Source organism: Enterobacter sp. R4-368, assembly GCF_000410515.1.
Lineage (GTDB): Bacteria > Pseudomonadota > Gammaproteobacteria > Enterobacterales > Enterobacteriaceae > Kosakonia.
Window position 1 is genome coordinate 3,935,611 of the sequence record NC_021500.1, and the last position, 16,851, is coordinate 3,952,461.

Sequence of the window (16,851 nt, forward strand, 5' to 3'; positions counted from 1 at the left end):
GAGCTTTTGTGTCCTCACTGCCAGTCGCCGCCGTTCTGCCCGACATTCTTTCTGCCCTGCTCACCGCGCCACAGGTGTTGTTAAGCGCACCCACCGGCGCAGGGAAATCGACCTGGTTGCCGTTGCAGCTGCTGCAACAAGGCGACATTACTGGCCGTATTTTGCTGCTTGAGCCGCGTCGGCTGGCGGCACGCAATGTGGCACAGCGGCTGGCGGAGCTGCTTGATGAAAAACCAGGCGAAACCGTGGGTTACCGGATGCGTGCGGAAACCTGCGTGGGGCCAAATACCCGGCTCGAAGTCGTGACGGAAGGCATTTTAACGCGGCTGGTGCAGCAAGATCCGGAACTCAGCGGCGTTGGGCTGGTGATCCTCGATGAATTTCACGAGCGCAGCCTGCAAGCGGATCTCGCCCTGGCATTGCTGTTAGACGTGCAGCAAGGGCTGCGCGATGACCTCAAACTGCTGGTGATGTCGGCAACGCTCGATAATGCCCGTTTGCAGGCGTTGTTGCCAGAGGCCCCGACCATTGTGTCTGAAGGGCGGGCGTACCCCGTTGAGCAGCGTTATCAACCGTTGCCTTCTCATCTTCGTTTTGATGAAGCCGTCGCCCAGGCGACCGCTGAATTACTGCGTAATGAACCCGGTTCGCTGCTGCTGTTTTTACCGGGCGTCGGGGAAATCCAGCGTGTGCAGGAGCAACTGGCTTCCCGCGTCGGTAGCGATGTTCTGCTCTGCCCGCTCTATGGTGCGCTGCCGCTCAGTGAGCAGCGCAAAGCCATTTTGCCCGCGCCCGTCGGGCAGCGAAAAGTAGTGCTAGCGACTAATATCGCCGAAACCAGTTTGACCATTGAAGGCATTCGCCTGGTGGTGGATAGCGCTCAGGAGCGCGTCGCGCGGTTTGATGCCCGCAGCGGTTTAACCCGGCTGGTGACGCAGCGCATTAGTGTTGCTTCGATGACGCAGCGTGCCGGACGTGCCGGTCGTCTTGAGCCTGGCATTTGTGTGCATTTACTGAGTAAAGAGCAGGCGGAACGCGCGGCGGCGCAGAGCAGCCCTGAAATAGTGAGTAGTGATTTATCCGGACTGTTAATGGAATTAATCCAGTGGGGATGCCAGGAGCCTGCCCAGCTCAAATGGTTGGATCTGCCGCCAGCGGTAAATCTCGCGGCGGCGCGCAAGCTGCTCAGCCAGTTGCAGGCGCTTGAGGACGGGCGACTGACGCCGTTTGGGCAGCGCATGGCGGCGCTCGGTAACGAGCCGCGCCTGGCTGCGATGCTGGCAGCGGCAAATGGTCGCGATGAAATTGCCACGGCGGCGAAGCTGGCGGCGATTCTGGAAGAGCCACCACGCGGCGCAAATAGTGACTTGAGCGCGGTGTTTTCACGCAACCAGCCGAACTGGCAGCAGCGCGCGCGCCAGCTGGCTCGCCGCCTGAAAAGCAGCGATGGCGAGCCGGACAACACCGTACTTGCGCCGTTGCTGGCAAGCGCCTTTGCCGATCGCATTGCCCGCCGGCGCGGACAGGAAGGTCGCTATCAACTGGCGAACGGCATGGGCGCAACGCTGGACGCCGATGATGCGCTCAACCGTCACGAATGGCTGATAGCACCTCTGCTGTTGCAGGGTAGCGCATCACCGGATGCGCGGATTTTGCTGGCGCTGCCGCTGGATATCGACGCGCTTGTCACCCGCTGCCCCCATTTATTGCAGCAGTCCGACACGGTTGAGTGGGACGAGGCACAGGGCACGTTAAAAGCCTTTCGCCGCAGCCAGATAGGCCAATTGACATTAAAAGTACAACCGCTGGCGAAACCCTCCGAAGAGGAGTTGCATCGGGCGATGCTGAACGGTATCCGTGATAAAGGCTTGCGCGTGCTGAACTGGACGCCGGACGCCGAGCAACTGCGTTTGCGTTTGCATTGTGCGGCGAAGTGGCTGCCGGAAGTGGACTGGCCAGCGGTCGATGAGGCTTCGTTGCTGGAGAACCTTGAGCAGTGGTTATTGCCGCAAATGAGCGGTATTCGTTCGCTGCGTGAGCTGAAAGCGCTCGATTTAAGCCAGGCGTTACAAAATGCGATGCCGTGGTCATTACGTCAACGTCTGGATAGTGAGCTGCCTGCGCATTACACTGTGCCGACGGGAAGCCGGATAGCGATTCGTTATCACGAAGATAACCCGCCGGCGCTGGCGGTGCGCATGCAAGAGATGTTTGGCGAAGCGACAACGCCTGTCATCGCGCAAGGGCGCGTGGCGCTGGTGCTGGAGCTGCTTTCCCCTGCGCAACGTCCGCTGCAAATCACCCGTGATTTAAGCGCGTTTTGGGCAGGCGCGTATCGCGAAGTGCAAAAAGAGATGAAAGGGCGCTACCCGAAGCATGTCTGGCCGGACGATCCGGCCAATACGGCACCGACGCGGCGCACTAAAAAGTATTCGTAACAGGGATGGGCTTTTCGCCATCGAACCGTGCGATAAATTGAGAGATTTCTTCTTCTGCCCCGGTGCGGAAGAGTTGAGAATCAGGCCCTTGCGCCTGAAAGTTGCGGAGAGTAAAGCATGGCGGGGAATGACCGCGAGCCAATTGGACGCAAGGGTAAACCAGCGCGTCCGGCGAAAGAGAAAATCAGCCGTCGTCGACTTCGGGAAGAGGAGTACGACGAGTATGAAGATGACGATGAAGACGAGGAACCGATGCCGAAAAAAGGAAGAGGCAAAGGCAAGAAGCCACGCGGCAAACGCGGCTGGTTCTGGCTGCTGTTAAAAATTGCCATCGTTCTGGCCGTGCTGTGCGCCATTTATGGCGTGTATCTGGATCAAAAAATCCGTGCCCGTATCGACGGAAAAGTCTGGCAACTGCCTGCCGCGGTGTATGGCCGTATGGTCAACCTCGAACCGGATATGGCAATCAGTAAAAACGAGATGGTGAAACTGCTGGAAGCTACTCAGTACCGCCAGGTGACGAAGATGACGCGTCCCGGCGAGTTTACTGTGCAGGCGAAAAGCATTGAGATGATCCGCCGTCCGTTTGATTTCCCGGACAGTAAAGAGGGGCAGGTGCGTGCGCGTCTGACCTTTGACGGCTCTCGTCTGGAAACCATCGAGAATATGGACAGCAACCGCCAGTTCGGTTTCTTCCGCCTCGATCCACGCCTGATCACCATGCTCTCTTCGCCTAATGGCGAGCAGCGCCTGTTCGTGCCGCGCAATGGCTTCCCGGATCTGCTGGTGGATACGCTGCTGGCGACCGAAGACCGCCACTTTTACGAGCACGACGGCATCAGCTTTTACTCCATTGGCCGTGCGGTGCTGGCGAACCTGACCGCCGGACGCACCGTGCAGGGGGCGAGTACGCTGACGCAGCAGCTGGTGAAAAACCTGTTCCTCAGCAGCGAGCGCTCCTACTGGCGTAAAGCCAACGAAGCCTATATGGCGCTGATTATGGATGCCCGCTACAGCAAAGATCGTATTCTTGAGCTGTATATGAACGAGGTGTACCTCGGTCAGAGCGGCGACAACGAGATCCGCGGTTTCCCGCTGGCGAGCCTCTACTATTTTGGCCGCCCGGTGGAAGAGCTGAGCCTTGATCAGCAGGCATTGCTGGTGGGGATGGTTAAAGGTGCGTCAATCTATAACCCGTGGCGTAACCCGAAACTGGCGCTGGAGCGTCGTAACCTGGTGCTGCGCTTGCTGCAACAGCAGAACGTTATCGACCAGGAGCTGTATGACATGCTGAGCGCGCGTCCGCTCGGCGTGCAGCCGCGCGGCGGGGTGATTTCACCGCAGCCAGCGTTTATGCAGATGGTGCGTCAGGAGTTGCAAGCGAAGCTCGGTGATAAAGTGAAAGATCTCTCCGGCGTGAAGATCTTCACCACTTTTGATTCCGTGGCGCAGGACGCCGCCGAAAAAGCCGCCGTGGAAGGTATTCCGCTGCTGATCAAACAGCGCAAGCTGACCGATCTTGAAACGGCAATGGTGGTGGTCGACCGCTACACCGGTGAAGTGCGCGCGATGGTCGGCGGTGCGACGCCGCAATTCGCGGGTTATAACCGTGCGATGCAGGCGCGCCGCTCCATTGGTTCGCTGGCGAAACCGGCAACCTACCTGACGGCGCTAAGCCAGCCGAATATCTATCGCCTGAATACCTGGATTGCCGATGCGCCGATTTCACTGCGCTTGTCTAACGGCCAGGTGTGGGCACCGCAAAACGATGACCGTCGTTTTAGCGGCCAGGTGATGCTGGTCGATGCGCTGACCCGGTCGATGAACGTACCGACAGTGAACCTCGGGATGGCGGTAGGGTTGCCTGCGGTGACGGACACCTGGCAGAAACTCGGCGCGCCGAAAGATCAGCTGACCGGCATGCCGTCTATGCTGCTTGGTGCGCTGAACCTGACGCCAATTGAAGTGGCGCAGGCTTTCCAGACCATCGCCAGCGGCGGTAACCGCGCACCGCTTTCCGCGCTGCGTTCGGTGATTGCTGAAGATGGCACGGTGCTGTATCAGAGCTTCCCGCAGGCCGAACGTGCCGTACCGGCGCAGGCGGCGTACATGACGCTGTGGACGATGCAGCAGGTTGTCCAGCGCGGCACTGGGCGCCAGCTTGGCGCGAAGTATCCGGGCCTGCATCTGGCGGGTAAAACCGGTACTACCAACAACAACGTCGATACCTGGTTTGCGGGTATCGACGGGCGCGAAGTGACCATTACCTGGGTTGGCCGCGATAATAACCAGCCGACGAAGCTGTATGGTGCCAGCGGCGCGATGGCGATTTACCAGCGTTATCTGGAAAACCAGTCGCCGATCCCGCTGGATCTGACGCCGCCGGAAGACATCACCAATATGGGTGTTGATGACATGGGTAATTTCGTTTGCGGCGGTGGCGGTGTGCGCCAGCTTCCGGTCTGGACGACCAGCCCGGAAACGCTGTGCCAGCAAAACCAAGTGCAGCCGCAAACCGGCAACCCGTTTGATCAGTCCCAGCAGCCGCAGCAACCCGCGCAGCAGCAGCCTCAACAGCCGCCGCAGCAGGAGCAGAAAAGCGATGGTGTCGCAGGCTGGATCAAAGAGATGTTCGGCGGTAACTAACTTTCTGCCGTGACAAAACCTGAAACCTCCGATGGCAACATCGGGGGTTTTTTAACGCCCTAAACATGCAAATAACGTTATATTAAACCCTTGTTAACCACCTGCTTTTCGTCTGGTTATTTCTTCATCCTTCAGGCCGTTTCAGGCGGCTTACTGCTTGCTATGCGCACAGCGCTTCGCATATTATGCTGCGGTCATAATAATAATTCTCGTTTACGTTATCGTTCACTCATTTGAATCAGAGATAAACTAATGGCGCGTCCTAACACTGCTCAGCCAGTCAACACTACGCTGCGTAAAATCGCGGTTGTAGTAGCCACAGCGGTTAGCGGCATGTCTGTTTACGCACAGGCTGCAACAACCCAAAAAGAAGAAACCATCACCGTTACCACCAGCGCCGCTCCGCAGGAAAGCGCATGGGGACCGGCGGCGACCATCGCCGCGAAACACACGGCGACGGCGACGAAAACCGATATGCCGCTGGAGAAAACGCCGCAATCCATCTCGGTGGTGACCAGCGAGGAGATCGCGCTGCATCAGCCGAAATCCGTGAAAGAAGCCCTCAGTTATACGCCGGGTGTCGCTGTCGGTACGCGTGGCGCCTCCAATACCTATGACTACCTGATTATTCGTGGTTTTGCCGCCGACGGGCAGAGCCAGAACAACTACCTCGACGGTTTGAAGATGCAGGGCAACTTCTATAACGACGCGGTAATTGATCCTTACATGGTTGAGCGTGCGGAAATTCTGCGCGGCCCCACTTCCGTGCTGTACGGAAAAAGCAGCCCGGGTGGCCTGTTGAATATGGTCAGCAAGCGCCCGACCACCACGCCGCTGTATGAAGTACAGTTTAAAGCCGGCACCAATAACCTGTTCCAGACCGGCTTTGATTTTAGCGACGCGCTGGATGATGACGGTGTTTTCTCCTACCGCTTAACCGGGCTGGCGCGTTCTGCTAACGCACAGCAGGAAGGGGCAAAAGAACAGCGCTACACCATTGCGCCATCGTTTAGCTGGCGTCCTGATGACAAGACCAACTTCACTTTCTTGTCCTATTTCCAGAACGAGCCGGATACCGGTTATTACGGTTGGTTGCCGAAAGAGGGAACCGTTGAACCGCTGCCAAACGGCAAGCGTTTATCGACCGATTTCAACGAAGGTGCGAAGAACAACACCTATTCCCGTAATGAGAAAATGGTGGGTTACAGCTTCGAACACGCGTTCGACGACACCTTTACCGTGCGCCAGAATCTGCGTTACGCGCAAAATAAAACCTCGCAAAACAGCGTGTACGGTTATGGCATGTGCTCGGATCCGCTCTATTCCGGCAATCCATCAACTAGCCCGTGTGCAGGTATCGCCCAGTCTGAATGGGGACATTACCTGACACGCCAGTACGTGATTGATAGCGAGAAATTGCAGAACTTCTCTGTTGATACGCAACTGCAAAGCACCTTCTCCACCGGGGATATCGATCATATCCTGCTGACCGGTGTCGACTACATGCGTATGCGCAATGACATCAATTCATGGTTTGGTTATGCCGGTTCTGTTGCGCCGTCGGATATTTACAATCTGGATCGCAGCGATTTCGACTTCGACGCGCATTCCACGCCTTCCGGTGCGTATCAGATCCTGAACCGCCAGCAGCAAACGGGGCTTTATGCTCAGGATCAGGCGCAGTGGGATAAAGTGCTGGTGACGCTGGGCGGACGTTACGATTGGGCTAAACAGAGCGCGTACAACCGCACCTCCGACACCACAACGAAACGCGACGATAACCAGTTCACTTGGCGCGGTGGCGTTAACTACCTGTTCGACAACGGCGTAACGCCGTATTTCAGTTACAGCGAATCGTTCGAACCGGCGTCCACTTCAGGGGCGAGCGGTGCGATCTTCGCGCCGTCGAAAGGCAAGCAATACGAAGCCGGTGTGAAATACAGCCCCAAAGATCGTCCGGTTGTGTTGACCGGCGCGGTCTATCAGCTCACCAAGAGCAACAACCTGATGGCCGATCCAGCAGGTTCTTTCTGGTCGGTTGAAGGCGGTGAAATTCGCGCGCGCGGCGTTGAAATCGAAGCCAAAGCGGCGCTGTCAGCCAACCTGAATATGGTCGGTTCTTACACCTATACGCAGGCGGAATACACCACCGACACCAATTACAAAGGCAACACCCCGGCGCAGGTGCCAAAACACATGGCATCGCTGTGGGGCGACTACACCTTCTACGACGGCGCGCTCTCGGGCCTGACATTAGGCACCGGCGCTCGCCTGACGGGTTCCAGCTATGGCGATCCGGCGAACTCCTTCAAGGTGGGTAGCTACACGGTTGTCGATGCGCTGGTTCGTTACGATCTGGCTCGCTTCGGTATGGCTGGCTCCAACGTGGCGGTTCACGTCAACAACCTGCTCGATCGTGAATACGTCGCAAGCTGCTTTAACACTTACGGCTGCTTCTGGGGCGCAGAACGCCAGGTGGTGGCGACGGCAACCTTCCGCTTCTAATCTCTCTTCGGGCACGGTTCGCCGTGCCCATTTATAAGTTGGCAATCATGCAGGAAAACAACACGCTTCCCGATACCACCTTTCAACTCAGCGATGTCACCTTTCGTGTGCCCGGCCGCACGCTGCTGCACCCGCTGTCGCTGACCTTTCCGGTGGGTAAAGTCACTGGTTTGATTGGCCACAACGGCTCCGGAAAATCCACACTGCTGAAAATGCTTGGCCGTCACCAGCCGCCCTCGGACGGTGATATTTTGCTGGATGGGCAGCCGCTCGCTAGCTGGAGCAGCAAAGCCTTTGCCCGCAAAGTGGCCTACTTGCCGCAGCAGTTGCCGCAGGCGGAAGGGATGACGGTTCGTGAACTGGTGGCGATTGGCCGCTACCCGTGGCACGGGGCGTTGGGGCGCTTTGGCATTGCCGACAGAGAAAAAGTGGAAGAAGCGATTGCGCTGGTGGGCTTAAAGCCGCTGGCGCACCGCCTGGTCGATAGTCTCTCCGGCGGCGAACGCCAGCGCGCGTGGATCGCCATGCTGGTGGCGCAGGACAGCCGCTGCCTGCTGCTGGATGAACCTACCTCGGCGCTGGACATCGCCCATCAGGTGGATGTGCTGGCGCTGGTGCACCGCTTGAGCCAGCAGCGCGGGCTGACGGTGATTGCCGTGCTGCACGATATCAATATGGCGGCGCGGTATTGCGATTATCTGGTGGCGCTGCGCGGTGGTGAGATGATCGCCGAAGGCACGCCGGACGTATTAATGCGCGCCGAAACGCTGGAACACATTTACGGCATCCCGATGGGGATCCTGCCGCATCCTGCGGGGGCAGCACCGGTGAGTTTTGTTTACTGATGACTGGATTACATCACATTAGCCGTCGTCGCTTACTGACGGCGATGGCGCTCTCTCCCCTGTTGTGGAACATGCGCAACGCGCACGCCGCGGCGATCGATCCGACGCGCATTGTCGCGCTGGAGTGGTTGCCGGTTGAATTGCTGCTGGCGCTCGGCGTCGCGCCTTATGGCGTTGCGGATGTGCAGAGTTACAACTTGTGGGTCAACGAGCCTGCGTTGCCCGCTTCGGTGATTGACGTTGGGCTGCGTACCGAGCCGAATCTCGAATTGCTGACGCAAATGAAACCCTCCTGGCTGGTATGGTCGGCAGGTTATGGCCCTTCCGAAGCGAAGCTGGCGCAAATCGCGCCGGGGCGCGGCTTCACCTTTAGCGATGGTAAAAAGCCGCTCGCCATGGCGAAGCACTCGTTAAACGAGATGGCGCAGATCCTCAATCTGGAGGCCGCCGCGAAAAAACATCTCGACGAATTTGATGCCCTCATTGAAGCGCGAAAACCGCATTTTGCACGTCGCGGCGATCGCCCTTTATTGATGATCACCTTGCTCGACCCGCGCCATGTGCTGGCGTTCGGGCCGAACTGCCTGTTCCAGGAAGTGCTCGATAGCGTGGGCATTCGTAACGCCTGGCACGGCGAAACCTCTTTCTGGGGCAGCGTGGCGGTGGGTATCGATCGGCTGGCGGAATACAAAGACGTTGATGTTATCTGTTTCGATCACGGTAACGAGCAGGATATGCAAAAACTGATGGCGACGCCGTTGTGGCAGGCGATGCCCTTCGTGCGCGCCGGGCGTTTCCAGCGGGTGCCGGCGGTCTGGTTTTATGGCGCAACGCTGTCGGCGATGCATTTTACCCGCGTGCTGGATAATGCGCTGGGAGGCCGGGCATGAACCGACGTGTTTCGCCTTTTCCCGCGTTGCTGCTGACGGTGCTTTTTATCGCCGCTGCCGTGCTTAGCTGGAACAATTTAACCGTCGCTTTGCCGCGCGCGCAGTGGGCGCAGGCCTTCGTCGCGCCGGACATCAACCTTATCGATCAGATGCTGTTTCACTACAGCCTGTTGCCGCGTCTGGTGATTTCTCTGCTGGTCGGTGCCGGGCTTGGCCTGGTCGGTGTGCTGTTTCAGCAGGTGCTGCGAAACCCGCTTGCCGAACCGACAACGCTGGGCGTGGCAACCGGGGCGCAACTGGGCATCACCATTACCACGCTGTGGTCGATCCCCGGCGTGCTGGCTTCACAGTTTGCCGCGCTTGCCGGGGCATGTGCAGTCGGCGCGCTGGTGTTTGGCGTGGCCTGGGGAAAGCGTTTGTCGCCGGTGACGCTGATCCTCGCCGGTCTGGTGGTGAGCCTCTATTGCGGGGCGATTAACCAACTGCTGGCGCTGTTCCATCACGATCAACTACAAAGCATGTTTTTATGGAGCACCGGGACGCTAACGCAAACCGACTGGAGCATCGTGCAGCGCTTGTGGCCGCAGCTGCTTGGTTGTGCGGTGTTAACGCTGCTGCTGTTGCGCCCGCTAACGCTGATGGGGCTGGATGACGGCGTTGCGCGTAATCTTGGCCTGGCGCTGTCGCTGGCGCGCCTGGCGGCCCTGACGCTGGCGATTGCGTTGAGTGCGTTGCTGGTCAATGCGGTCGGCATTATCGGTTTTATCGGCCTGTTTGCGCCGCTACTGGCGAAAATGCTCGGCGCACGTCGCTTGTTGTCGCGCTTGCTGCTGGCACCGCTGATTGGCGCGCTGATCCTCTGGCTCTCCGATCAAGTTATCTGGTGGCTGACTCGCGTGTGGATGGAAGTTTCCACCGGTTCGATCACTGCGCTGATTGGCGCGCCGTTGCTGTTGTGGTTGCTGCCACGGCTGCGCAGCATGAGCGCACCCGCGATGGATGCCGGGGATAACGTGGCGGCTGAGCGCCAGCACGTTCAGTGGTTTGCGTTGGGCGGTTTCGTGCTTCTGTTGCTGGCGATGGGGCTAGCGCTGACGTTCGGGCGTGACGCGACAGGCTGGCATTTTGCCAGCGGACAGTTGCTCGACGAACTGATGCCGTGGCGCTGGCCGCGCATTGTCGCTGCGCTCACCGCCGGCGTGATGCTGGCGGTGGCGGGGTGTATTATTCAGCGCCTGACCGGCAACCCGATGGCCAGCCCGGAAGTGCTGGGGATAAGCTCAGGCGCGGCGTTTGGCGTGGTATTGATGTTGTTCTTCGTACCGGGTAACGCGTTTGGCTGGCTGATGCCCGCCGGGAGCCTGGGGGCCGCGGTGACGTTGCTGATTATCATGGTTGCCGCCGGGCGCGGTGGCTTTTCGCCGCACCGTATGCTGCTGGCAGGGATGGCGTTGAGCACAGCGTTTACCATGTTGTTGATGATGTTACAGGCAAGCGGTGACCCGCGCATGGCAAAGATCCTGACGTGGATTTCCGGCAGCACTTACAATGCCTCTGGCGAACAGGTTTGGCGTACTGGCGTGATGATGGTGATGTTGCTGGCGCTGACACCGCTGTGTCGCCGCTGGTTAACGATCTTACCGCTTGGTGGTGACACCGCGCGTTCAGTCGGGATGGCGCTGACACCGTCGCGCGTCGGCCTGTTGTTACTGGCAGCAGCGCTCACGGCAACGGCGACCATGACCATTGGCCCGCTGAGTTTTGTTGGCCTGATGGCACCGCATATCGCGCGGATGATGGGGTTTCGTCGCACAATGCCGCATATGGTGATTTCAGCGCTGGTGGGGGGAGTACTGCTGGTGTTTGCCGACTGGTGCGGGCGGATGCTGCTGTTTCCGTTTCAGATCCCCGCCGGGTTGCTGTCGACCTTTATCGGCGCGCCATACTTTATCTATTTGCTGAGAAAGCAGAGCCGCTAAAAGAGAGCCTCTCCCGCCGGGGAGAGGCTTCGCCGATTACAATTTGGCGAACACGCGACGTGCAGCGTCGATGGTGTTGTCAATATCCTCTTCGCTATGCGCGACAGACATAAAGCCCGCTTCAAACGCCGACGGCGCAAGGTATACGCCTTCTTCCAGCATCAAATGGAAGAAGCGTTTAAAACGTTCTACGTCGCACTTCACCACATCCTGATAGCTGGTCACGCTTTCGGCATCGGTAAAGAACAGACCAAACATCCCACCGACATGGTTGACCACCAGTGGAATGCCGGCTTCCTGCGCGGCGTCCAGCAGACCGTTGGCCAGTTGCGTGGTCAGTTCGGTCAGCGTGGCGTGAATGCCCGGCTGGGCGACTTCGGTTAAACAGGCATAGCCTGCCGCCATGGCAATCGGGTTACCGGAGAGCGTACCCGCCTGGTAGACCGGGCCGGTAGGTGCCAGCGCGTCCATCACCTCGCGACGCCCGCCAAATGCGCCGACCGGCATGCCGCCACCGATAATTTTGCCAAGGCAAGTCAGATCCGGTGTCACACCGTAATAATCCTGTGCACCCGCCAGCGCGACGCGAAAACCAGTCATTACTTCATCAATAATCAGCAGCGCGCCAAACTCATCGCACAGCGCGCGCAGGCCCGGCAGGAATTCCGGCAGCGGCGGCACGCAGTTCATGTTTCCGGCGACCGGTTCGACGATGATACAGGCGATATCCTGCGGATATTGCTCAAACGCCGCGCGTACCGAGCTGAGATCGTTATAGGTGCAGGTCAGGGTGTGTTTAGCGAAATCGGCCGGAACGCCCGGTGAGTTCGGCTGGCCCAGCGTCAGCGCACCGGAACCGGCTTTCACCAGCAGGCAGTCGGCGTGGCCATGGTAGCAGCCTTCAAATTTGATAATTTTATCGCGGCCGGTAAACCCGCGAGCCAGACGAATAGCGCTCATTGTCGCTTCGGTGCCAGAGTTCACCATGCGCACCATATCCATGGTCGGCACCAGTTCGGTGACCAGCTGCGCCATTTTGACTTCCATTTCGGTAGGCGCGCCAAAGCTCAGGCCGCGGCTGGCCGCTTCGATCACCGCGTTGCGAATTGCCGGGTGGTTGTGACCGAGCACCATAGGGCCCCAGGAACCGACGTAATCGATATAGGCTTTGCCGTCGACATCATACAAATAAGCACCGTCAGCACGCTCGATAAACAGCGGCGTACCGCCCACGCCGGTAAAGGCGCGTACCGGTGAGTTCACACCGCCCGGGATAAGCTCACGCGCTGCGTTATAGAGGTTTTCAGACTTACTCATGCTTTTCATTCCTGGTTCGTGGAAAAATCAATGCCGGTCATTCTATGTGATTACGGGAATGTTATGAAAGTTTTGCCCCGGTGAAACGACATATTTTGCAGGGATTTTACCCGCGACGCGCTGAGGCTTGCCGGGTAAAATGCCTCTTTTGTATTACTTATCGAAAATCAATGTCAGCGCAAATCCCTTCATTTGAACAGCAGCAGGTTGAGCAACGGCGACGCCGCAACATCATGCGCCAGATGCTGCAACGCGATAAAACGCCACTGGCGATTTTGCTGGTTGCCGCCGTCGCGGGCGCAGTCACAGGATTAGTGGGCGTATTTTTTGAAAAAGCCGTGAATGCGGTGTTGAACGCACGTATTGGCGCGCTGGCGCAGATGGCGGACAGCGCACTGGTGTGGCCGCTGGCATTTATTGGCTCGGCAGTGCTGGCGATGATTGGCTATTTTCTGGTGCGGCGATTCGCGCCCGAAGCCGGCGGCTCGGGGATCCCGGAAATTGAAGGTGCGCTGGAGGAACTGCGTCCGGTGCGCTGGTGGCGAGTCTTACCGGTTAAGTTTTTCGGCGGGATGGGAACACTTGGCGCGGGCATGGTGCTGGGGCGGGAAGGGCCAACCGTGCAGATCGGCGGCAATATCGGGCGCATGATGAGCGATCTGTTTCGCCTGCGCAGCGGTGAAGCACGTCATACGTTGCTGGCGACCGGCGCGGCAGCCGGGCTTTCTGCCGCGTTTAATGCACCGCTGGCGGGTATTCTTTTCATCATTGAAGAGATGCGTTCGCAGTTTCATTACAACCTGATCTCAATTAAAGCCGTGTTCACCGGCGTGATTATGTCGAGCATTGTCTTTCGCGTGTTTAACGGCGAGGCGGCAGTAATTGACGTCGGTAAGCTCAGCAATGCGCCGGTTAATACACTGTGGCTCTATCTGGTGTTGGGCATGATTTTTGGCGGCATCGGACCGCTATTTAACACGCTGGTGTTGCGCACCCAGGATCTGTTTCAGCGTATCCACGGCGGGCATACCGGGAAATGGGTGCTGATTGGCGGTGTCATCGGCGGTTGTTGCGGCGTGCTTGGGTTGATTGCACCTGCGCTTTCCGGCGGGGGTTTTGCGCTTATCCCGATTGCGACCGCCGGAAACTATACCGTTGGCGCACTGCTGTTTATTTTCCTGATTCGTGTGGCAACCACGTTACTCTGTTTTAGCTCTGGCGCGCCGGGCGGCATATTTGCGCCGATGCTGGCGCTTGGCACGGTATTAGGCATGGCGTTTGGCAGCGCGAGTGCCGCGATTTTTCCGCATTATCAGCTCGATGCGGGGACATTCGCCATTGCCGGAATGGGCGCATTACTGGCCGCGTCGCTGCGTGCGCCGCTGACCGGCATCGTGCTAGTTCTGGAAATGACTGACAATTATCAGCTTATTTTGCCAATGATCATTACCTGTCTTGGTGCGACACTGTTAGCACAGTTTTTGGGCGGAAAACCGCTCTATTCCGCGATCCTGGCACGTACGCTTGCCAGGCAGGATGCGGCTCGCGAACGCGAGTTGCCGCGGGAGAATACTTGAACGATTTAGTAGCGTATTGGATAATAGCTGAAAAGGTCGGGTTACTATTTGACCAGATCGCAGTATCAACGGGAGCAAGACATGAGTGATGACGTAGCGTTGCCGCTGCAGTTTACCGACGCAGCAGCCAACAAAGTAAAAAACCTGATTGCGGACGAAGATAACCCAAATCTGAAGCTGCGTGTCTACATCACCGGTGGTGGTTGCAGCGGCTTCCAGTATGGTTTTACCTTTGACGATCAAATCAACGATGGTGATATGACCATTGAGAAGCAGGGCGTTGGCCTGGTGGTTGACCCGATGAGCCTGCAATATCTGGTTGGCGGTTCAGTTGATTACACTGAAGGTCTGGAAGGTTCCCGCTTTGTGGTGACTAACCCGAATGCGACCAGCACTTGTGGTTGCGGCTCTTCATTCAGTATTTAATAAATCCTTCATATATAAAAAGCCGTGTCACTGACACGGCTTTTTTGTTATCTGCCTGATTCATCCAGCGCAAACGTGGGCAACTTCAGGTGCCAGCGAATCGCCGCCAGCCTGATAACCAGCGTGACCACCATGCCCAGCATACTTGCCGTTTCCAGCGGTACGGCAAAGAAGTGATACGCCGTTGCATGCACAATGCCACCCGCAATACAGGCGGTAGCGTAGATTTCGGTACGCAGGATCATCGGCACTTCGCGCGCCAGCACGTCACGAATGATACCGCCACCAACACCGGTTACCACGCCCATACAAATCGCCACCAGCGGGCCGGTTTCGGCGAGAAAGGCTTTATTTACGCCAATACCGACAAACACCGCCAGCCCGACGGCATCCAGTACCGGTAATATCCATTTCGGCAAGCGGCGCGGCTGGCGTACCAGCACAATGGTTAACATGCAGGTCACCATCGCCACCACTAAATCCGTTGGATCTTTAACCCAGAATACCGGGCCGTGGGCCAGCGCCATATCACGGATCGTCCCGCCACCAACGGCGGTCACGACGCCGAGTACCAGCACACCAAACGGATCCATTCGCAGTTTTCCCGCCAGCAGAACGCCTGATATAGCAAATACGGCGGTGCCGATAATATCCAGCCAGTAAACCAGCATGGTGAATTCCCCGGTTATTTCACCTGCGCAAGGGCAGTGCAGAGTTGTTGAGCGGCGAGGATAATACGCGGGCTTGCCCGTTCAAACCAGTCACCGTGCAGAGAAATAATCGGTACATTGAGCTGATTTCGCCAGAACTGTTCGATTCGCGGGATCTCTTTTTCATCGCCTGCCACCACGATCGCCTGCGGCTGGCGCGCCAGCACCTGTTCACGGCTCACTTGTGGCCAGGGAACGCGGCTGGCGGCAAAGATGTTTTCCCCGCCGCACAGCTCCAGCACCTGGTTTTGAATCGAGCCTTTTCCGCTGGTAAACAGCGGCTGCGCGCCAAATTGCAGGAACACACGCTTTTTCGGCAGGCTGGCGTAGCGGGTTTTCAATTCGTTGTACTGGGAAAGCAGCTTCTGCGCCGCCTGTTCCGCCTGCTGCGGATGCGGGCTATATACTTTGAGCTTACGCAGCGTCTCGATGACCTGCTCAATGGTGATCGCATCCACCCACATCACGGTGATACCGAATTGCTTGAGTTGATTCACCTGACGTTCGGTGTTACCGCCACGCCATGCCAGCACCAGATCCGGTTTCAGCGCGACAATACGTTCCAGATTCATCCCTTGCCAGCTTGCCACCTGCTCAATCTGCGCGGCTTGTGGCGGGTAATCGGAATAGCTACTGACGCCGACAGGTGTAATGCCCGCAGCGAAAAGCAGTTCGGTATTGGCTGGCGAAAGTGAGATAACACGCGGCGCGGCGAAAAGCCACGCCGGGAGCAGAATAAGCAGGGCGGCAAGCGCCCTGAAAAGAGAGTTAACCACGCGCCAGTTTCTGTACCAGGGTTTCAACCATCAGGCTGGATTGCTTCGCAGCCACAACCAGGAATTCATCGAAGCTCAGGTGGGATTCCTGATCCGCCACGTCGGAAATAGCGCGAACCACCACAAACGGTACGCTGTAGTTATGGCAAACGTGCGCGATGGCGGTCGCTTCCATCTCAACGGCGATCGCCTGCGGGAAGTTATGGCGGATTTTCGCCAGGCCTTCGGCACCGTTAATAAAGGCATCGCCGCTCACAATAAGGCCACGTACGGCATGCAGGTTCAGCTCACCAATGCAGGCTTCTGCTGCGGCAATCAGGGTGTCATCCGCTTTGAAACCCGCCGGGCAACCGGGTAATTGACCAATATCATAGCCAAAAGCGGTCACGTCAGCATCGTGATAACGCGCTTCGTCGGAAACCACGATATCGCCCACTTTCAGCGTTGCTGCAAGGCCACCGGCGGAACCGGTGTTGATAATCACATCCGGCTGGCAGCGCTCCAGCAGCAGCGTCGCGCCCATGGCGGCAGCCACTTTACCAATGCCGGATTTCAGTAGCGCAACCTCTGTACCATTCAGCGTACCGGTGTAGATTTCGCTCCCGCCGACGTTCAGCGTCTGACGGTTCTCGATTTTGTCACGCAGCAGCGTAACTTCTTCTTCCATTGCACCAATAATGCCAATTTTCATGGAGATACTCGCTAATGTGATAAGACAGGATTACGTTTTCAGGGCATAGTC

Annotated in this window: 12 protein-coding genes; 8 read left to right on the top strand and 4 right to left on the bottom strand. The window is 57.8% G+C overall.

Features of this window, described 5'->3' with window-relative positions; genetic code table 11:
• The first annotated feature begins 8 nt into the window (after nucleotides 1-8).
• The 6 genes from hrpB to fhuB all read left to right on the top strand — a co-directional run bounded on the left by hrpB (nucleotide 9) and on the right by fhuB (nucleotide 11,303).
• On the top strand, nucleotides 9-2,438 hold the full coding sequence (gene hrpB / locus H650_RS18355; protein WP_020456590.1) for an ATP-dependent helicase HrpB: 2,430 nt from the start codon (nucleotides 9-11) through the stop codon (nucleotides 2,436-2,438).
• A 117-nt stretch (nucleotides 2,439-2,555) separates the two neighbouring features.
• A complete protein-coding gene (gene mrcB / locus H650_RS18360; protein WP_017457976.1) occupies nucleotides 2,556-5,084 on the top strand; it encodes a bifunctional glycosyl transferase/transpeptidase in 2,529 nt (842 codons plus the stop codon).
• A 252-nt stretch (nucleotides 5,085-5,336) separates the two neighbouring features.
• Nucleotides 5,337-7,589, top strand: a complete 2,253-nt coding sequence (fhuA, locus tag H650_RS18365) for a ferrichrome porin FhuA (RefSeq protein WP_020456591.1) — start codon at nucleotides 5,337-5,339, stop codon at nucleotides 7,587-7,589.
• Nucleotides 7,590-7,636: 47 nt separating this feature from the next.
• Complete coding sequence (gene fhuC / locus H650_RS18370) at nucleotides 7,637-8,434, top strand: Fe3+-hydroxamate ABC transporter ATP-binding protein FhuC (protein WP_020456592.1); 798 nt, start codon at nucleotides 7,637-7,639, stop codon at nucleotides 8,432-8,434.
• Entirely contained in the window at nucleotides 8,434-9,324 is an 891-nt protein-coding gene (gene fhuD, locus H650_RS18375) for a Fe(3+)-hydroxamate ABC transporter substrate-binding protein FhuD (protein ID WP_044489567.1), read from the top strand. The genes fhuC and fhuD overlap by 1 nt, the downstream gene beginning before the upstream one ends.
• On the top strand, nucleotides 9,321-11,303 hold the full coding sequence (fhuB, locus tag H650_RS18380; RefSeq protein ID WP_020456594.1) for a Fe(3+)-hydroxamate ABC transporter permease FhuB: 1,983 nt from the start codon (nucleotides 9,321-9,323) through the stop codon (nucleotides 11,301-11,303). Before fhuD ends, fhuB begins: the two co-directional genes overlap by 4 nt.
• A 36-nt stretch (nucleotides 11,304-11,339) precedes the next feature.
• On the opposite strand, the gene hemL is transcribed toward fhuB, so the two are convergent.
• Nucleotides 11,340-12,620, bottom strand: a complete 1,281-nt coding sequence (hemL, locus tag H650_RS18385) for a glutamate-1-semialdehyde 2,1-aminomutase (protein WP_020456595.1) — start codon at nucleotides 12,618-12,620, stop codon at nucleotides 11,340-11,342.
• 170 nt (nucleotides 12,621-12,790) lie between these two features.
• Between hemL and clcA the strand changes: the two genes are divergently transcribed.
• The gene (gene clcA, locus H650_RS18390) at nucleotides 12,791-14,197 is read left to right on the top strand and encodes a H(+)/Cl(-) exchange transporter ClcA (protein ID WP_020456596.1); all 1,407 of its coding nucleotides are present in this window, start codon (nucleotides 12,791-12,793) and stop codon (nucleotides 14,195-14,197) included.
• A gap of 81 nt (nucleotides 14,198-14,278) precedes the next feature.
• Nucleotides 14,279-14,623 (top strand): iron-sulfur cluster insertion protein ErpA, encoded by a 345-nt coding sequence (gene erpA / locus H650_RS18395; RefSeq protein WP_017457984.1) that lies wholly within the window; start codon nucleotides 14,279-14,281, stop codon nucleotides 14,621-14,623.
• A 47-nt stretch (nucleotides 14,624-14,670) separates the two neighbouring features.
• On the opposite strand, the gene H650_RS18400 is transcribed toward erpA, so the two are convergent.
• Genes H650_RS18400 through mtnN form a run of 3 tightly spaced genes read right to left on the bottom strand, consistent with a single transcriptional unit; the run spans nucleotide 14,671 to nucleotide 16,800 of the window.
• Entirely contained in the window at nucleotides 14,671-15,294 is a 624-nt protein-coding gene (locus tag H650_RS18400) for a TRIC cation channel family protein (RefSeq protein WP_020456597.1), read from the bottom strand.
• A gap of 14 nt (nucleotides 15,295-15,308) precedes the next feature.
• Entirely contained in the window at nucleotides 15,309-16,109 is an 801-nt protein-coding gene (gene btuF / locus H650_RS18405) for a vitamin B12 ABC transporter substrate-binding protein BtuF (RefSeq protein WP_020456598.1), read from the bottom strand.
• Nucleotides 16,102-16,800 (bottom strand): 5'-methylthioadenosine/S-adenosylhomocysteine nucleosidase, encoded by a 699-nt coding sequence (gene mtnN, locus H650_RS18410; RefSeq protein WP_020456599.1) that lies wholly within the window; start codon nucleotides 16,798-16,800, stop codon nucleotides 16,102-16,104. Before mtnN ends, btuF begins: the two co-directional genes overlap by 8 nt.
• Between the last annotated feature and the right edge of the window lie 51 nt (nucleotides 16,801-16,851).

What these genes read in the sequence shown, in the direction of transcription:
- erpA (WP_017457984.1), top strand. Translation starts at nt 14,279, where the DNA reads ATGAGTGATGACGTAGCGTTGCCGCTGCAGTTTACCGACGCAGCAGCC.
- fhuA (WP_020456591.1), top strand. Translation starts at nt 5,337, where the DNA reads ATGGCGCGTCCTAACACTGCTCAGCCAGTCAACACTACGCTGCGTAAA.
- mtnN (WP_020456599.1), bottom strand. Translation starts at nt 16,800, where the DNA reads ATGAAAATTGGCATTATTGGTGCAATGGAAGAAGAAGTTACGCTGCTG.
- fhuC (WP_020456592.1), top strand. Translation starts at nt 7,637, where the DNA reads ATGCAGGAAAACAACACGCTTCCCGATACCACCTTTCAACTCAGCGAT.
- hemL (WP_020456595.1), bottom strand. Translation starts at nt 12,620, where the DNA reads ATGAGTAAGTCTGAAAACCTCTATAACGCAGCGCGTGAGCTTATCCCG.
- mrcB (WP_017457976.1), top strand. Translation starts at nt 2,556, where the DNA reads ATGGCGGGGAATGACCGCGAGCCAATTGGACGCAAGGGTAAACCAGCG.
- clcA (WP_020456596.1), top strand. Translation starts at nt 12,791, where the DNA reads ATGTCAGCGCAAATCCCTTCATTTGAACAGCAGCAGGTTGAGCAACGG.
- fhuB (WP_020456594.1), top strand. Translation starts at nt 9,321, where the DNA reads ATGAACCGACGTGTTTCGCCTTTTCCCGCGTTGCTGCTGACGGTGCTT.
- H650_RS18400 (WP_020456597.1), bottom strand. Translation starts at nt 15,294, where the DNA reads ATGCTGGTTTACTGGCTGGATATTATCGGCACCGCCGTATTTGCTATA.
- fhuD (WP_044489567.1), top strand. Translation starts at nt 8,434, where the DNA reads ATGACTGGATTACATCACATTAGCCGTCGTCGCTTACTGACGGCGATG.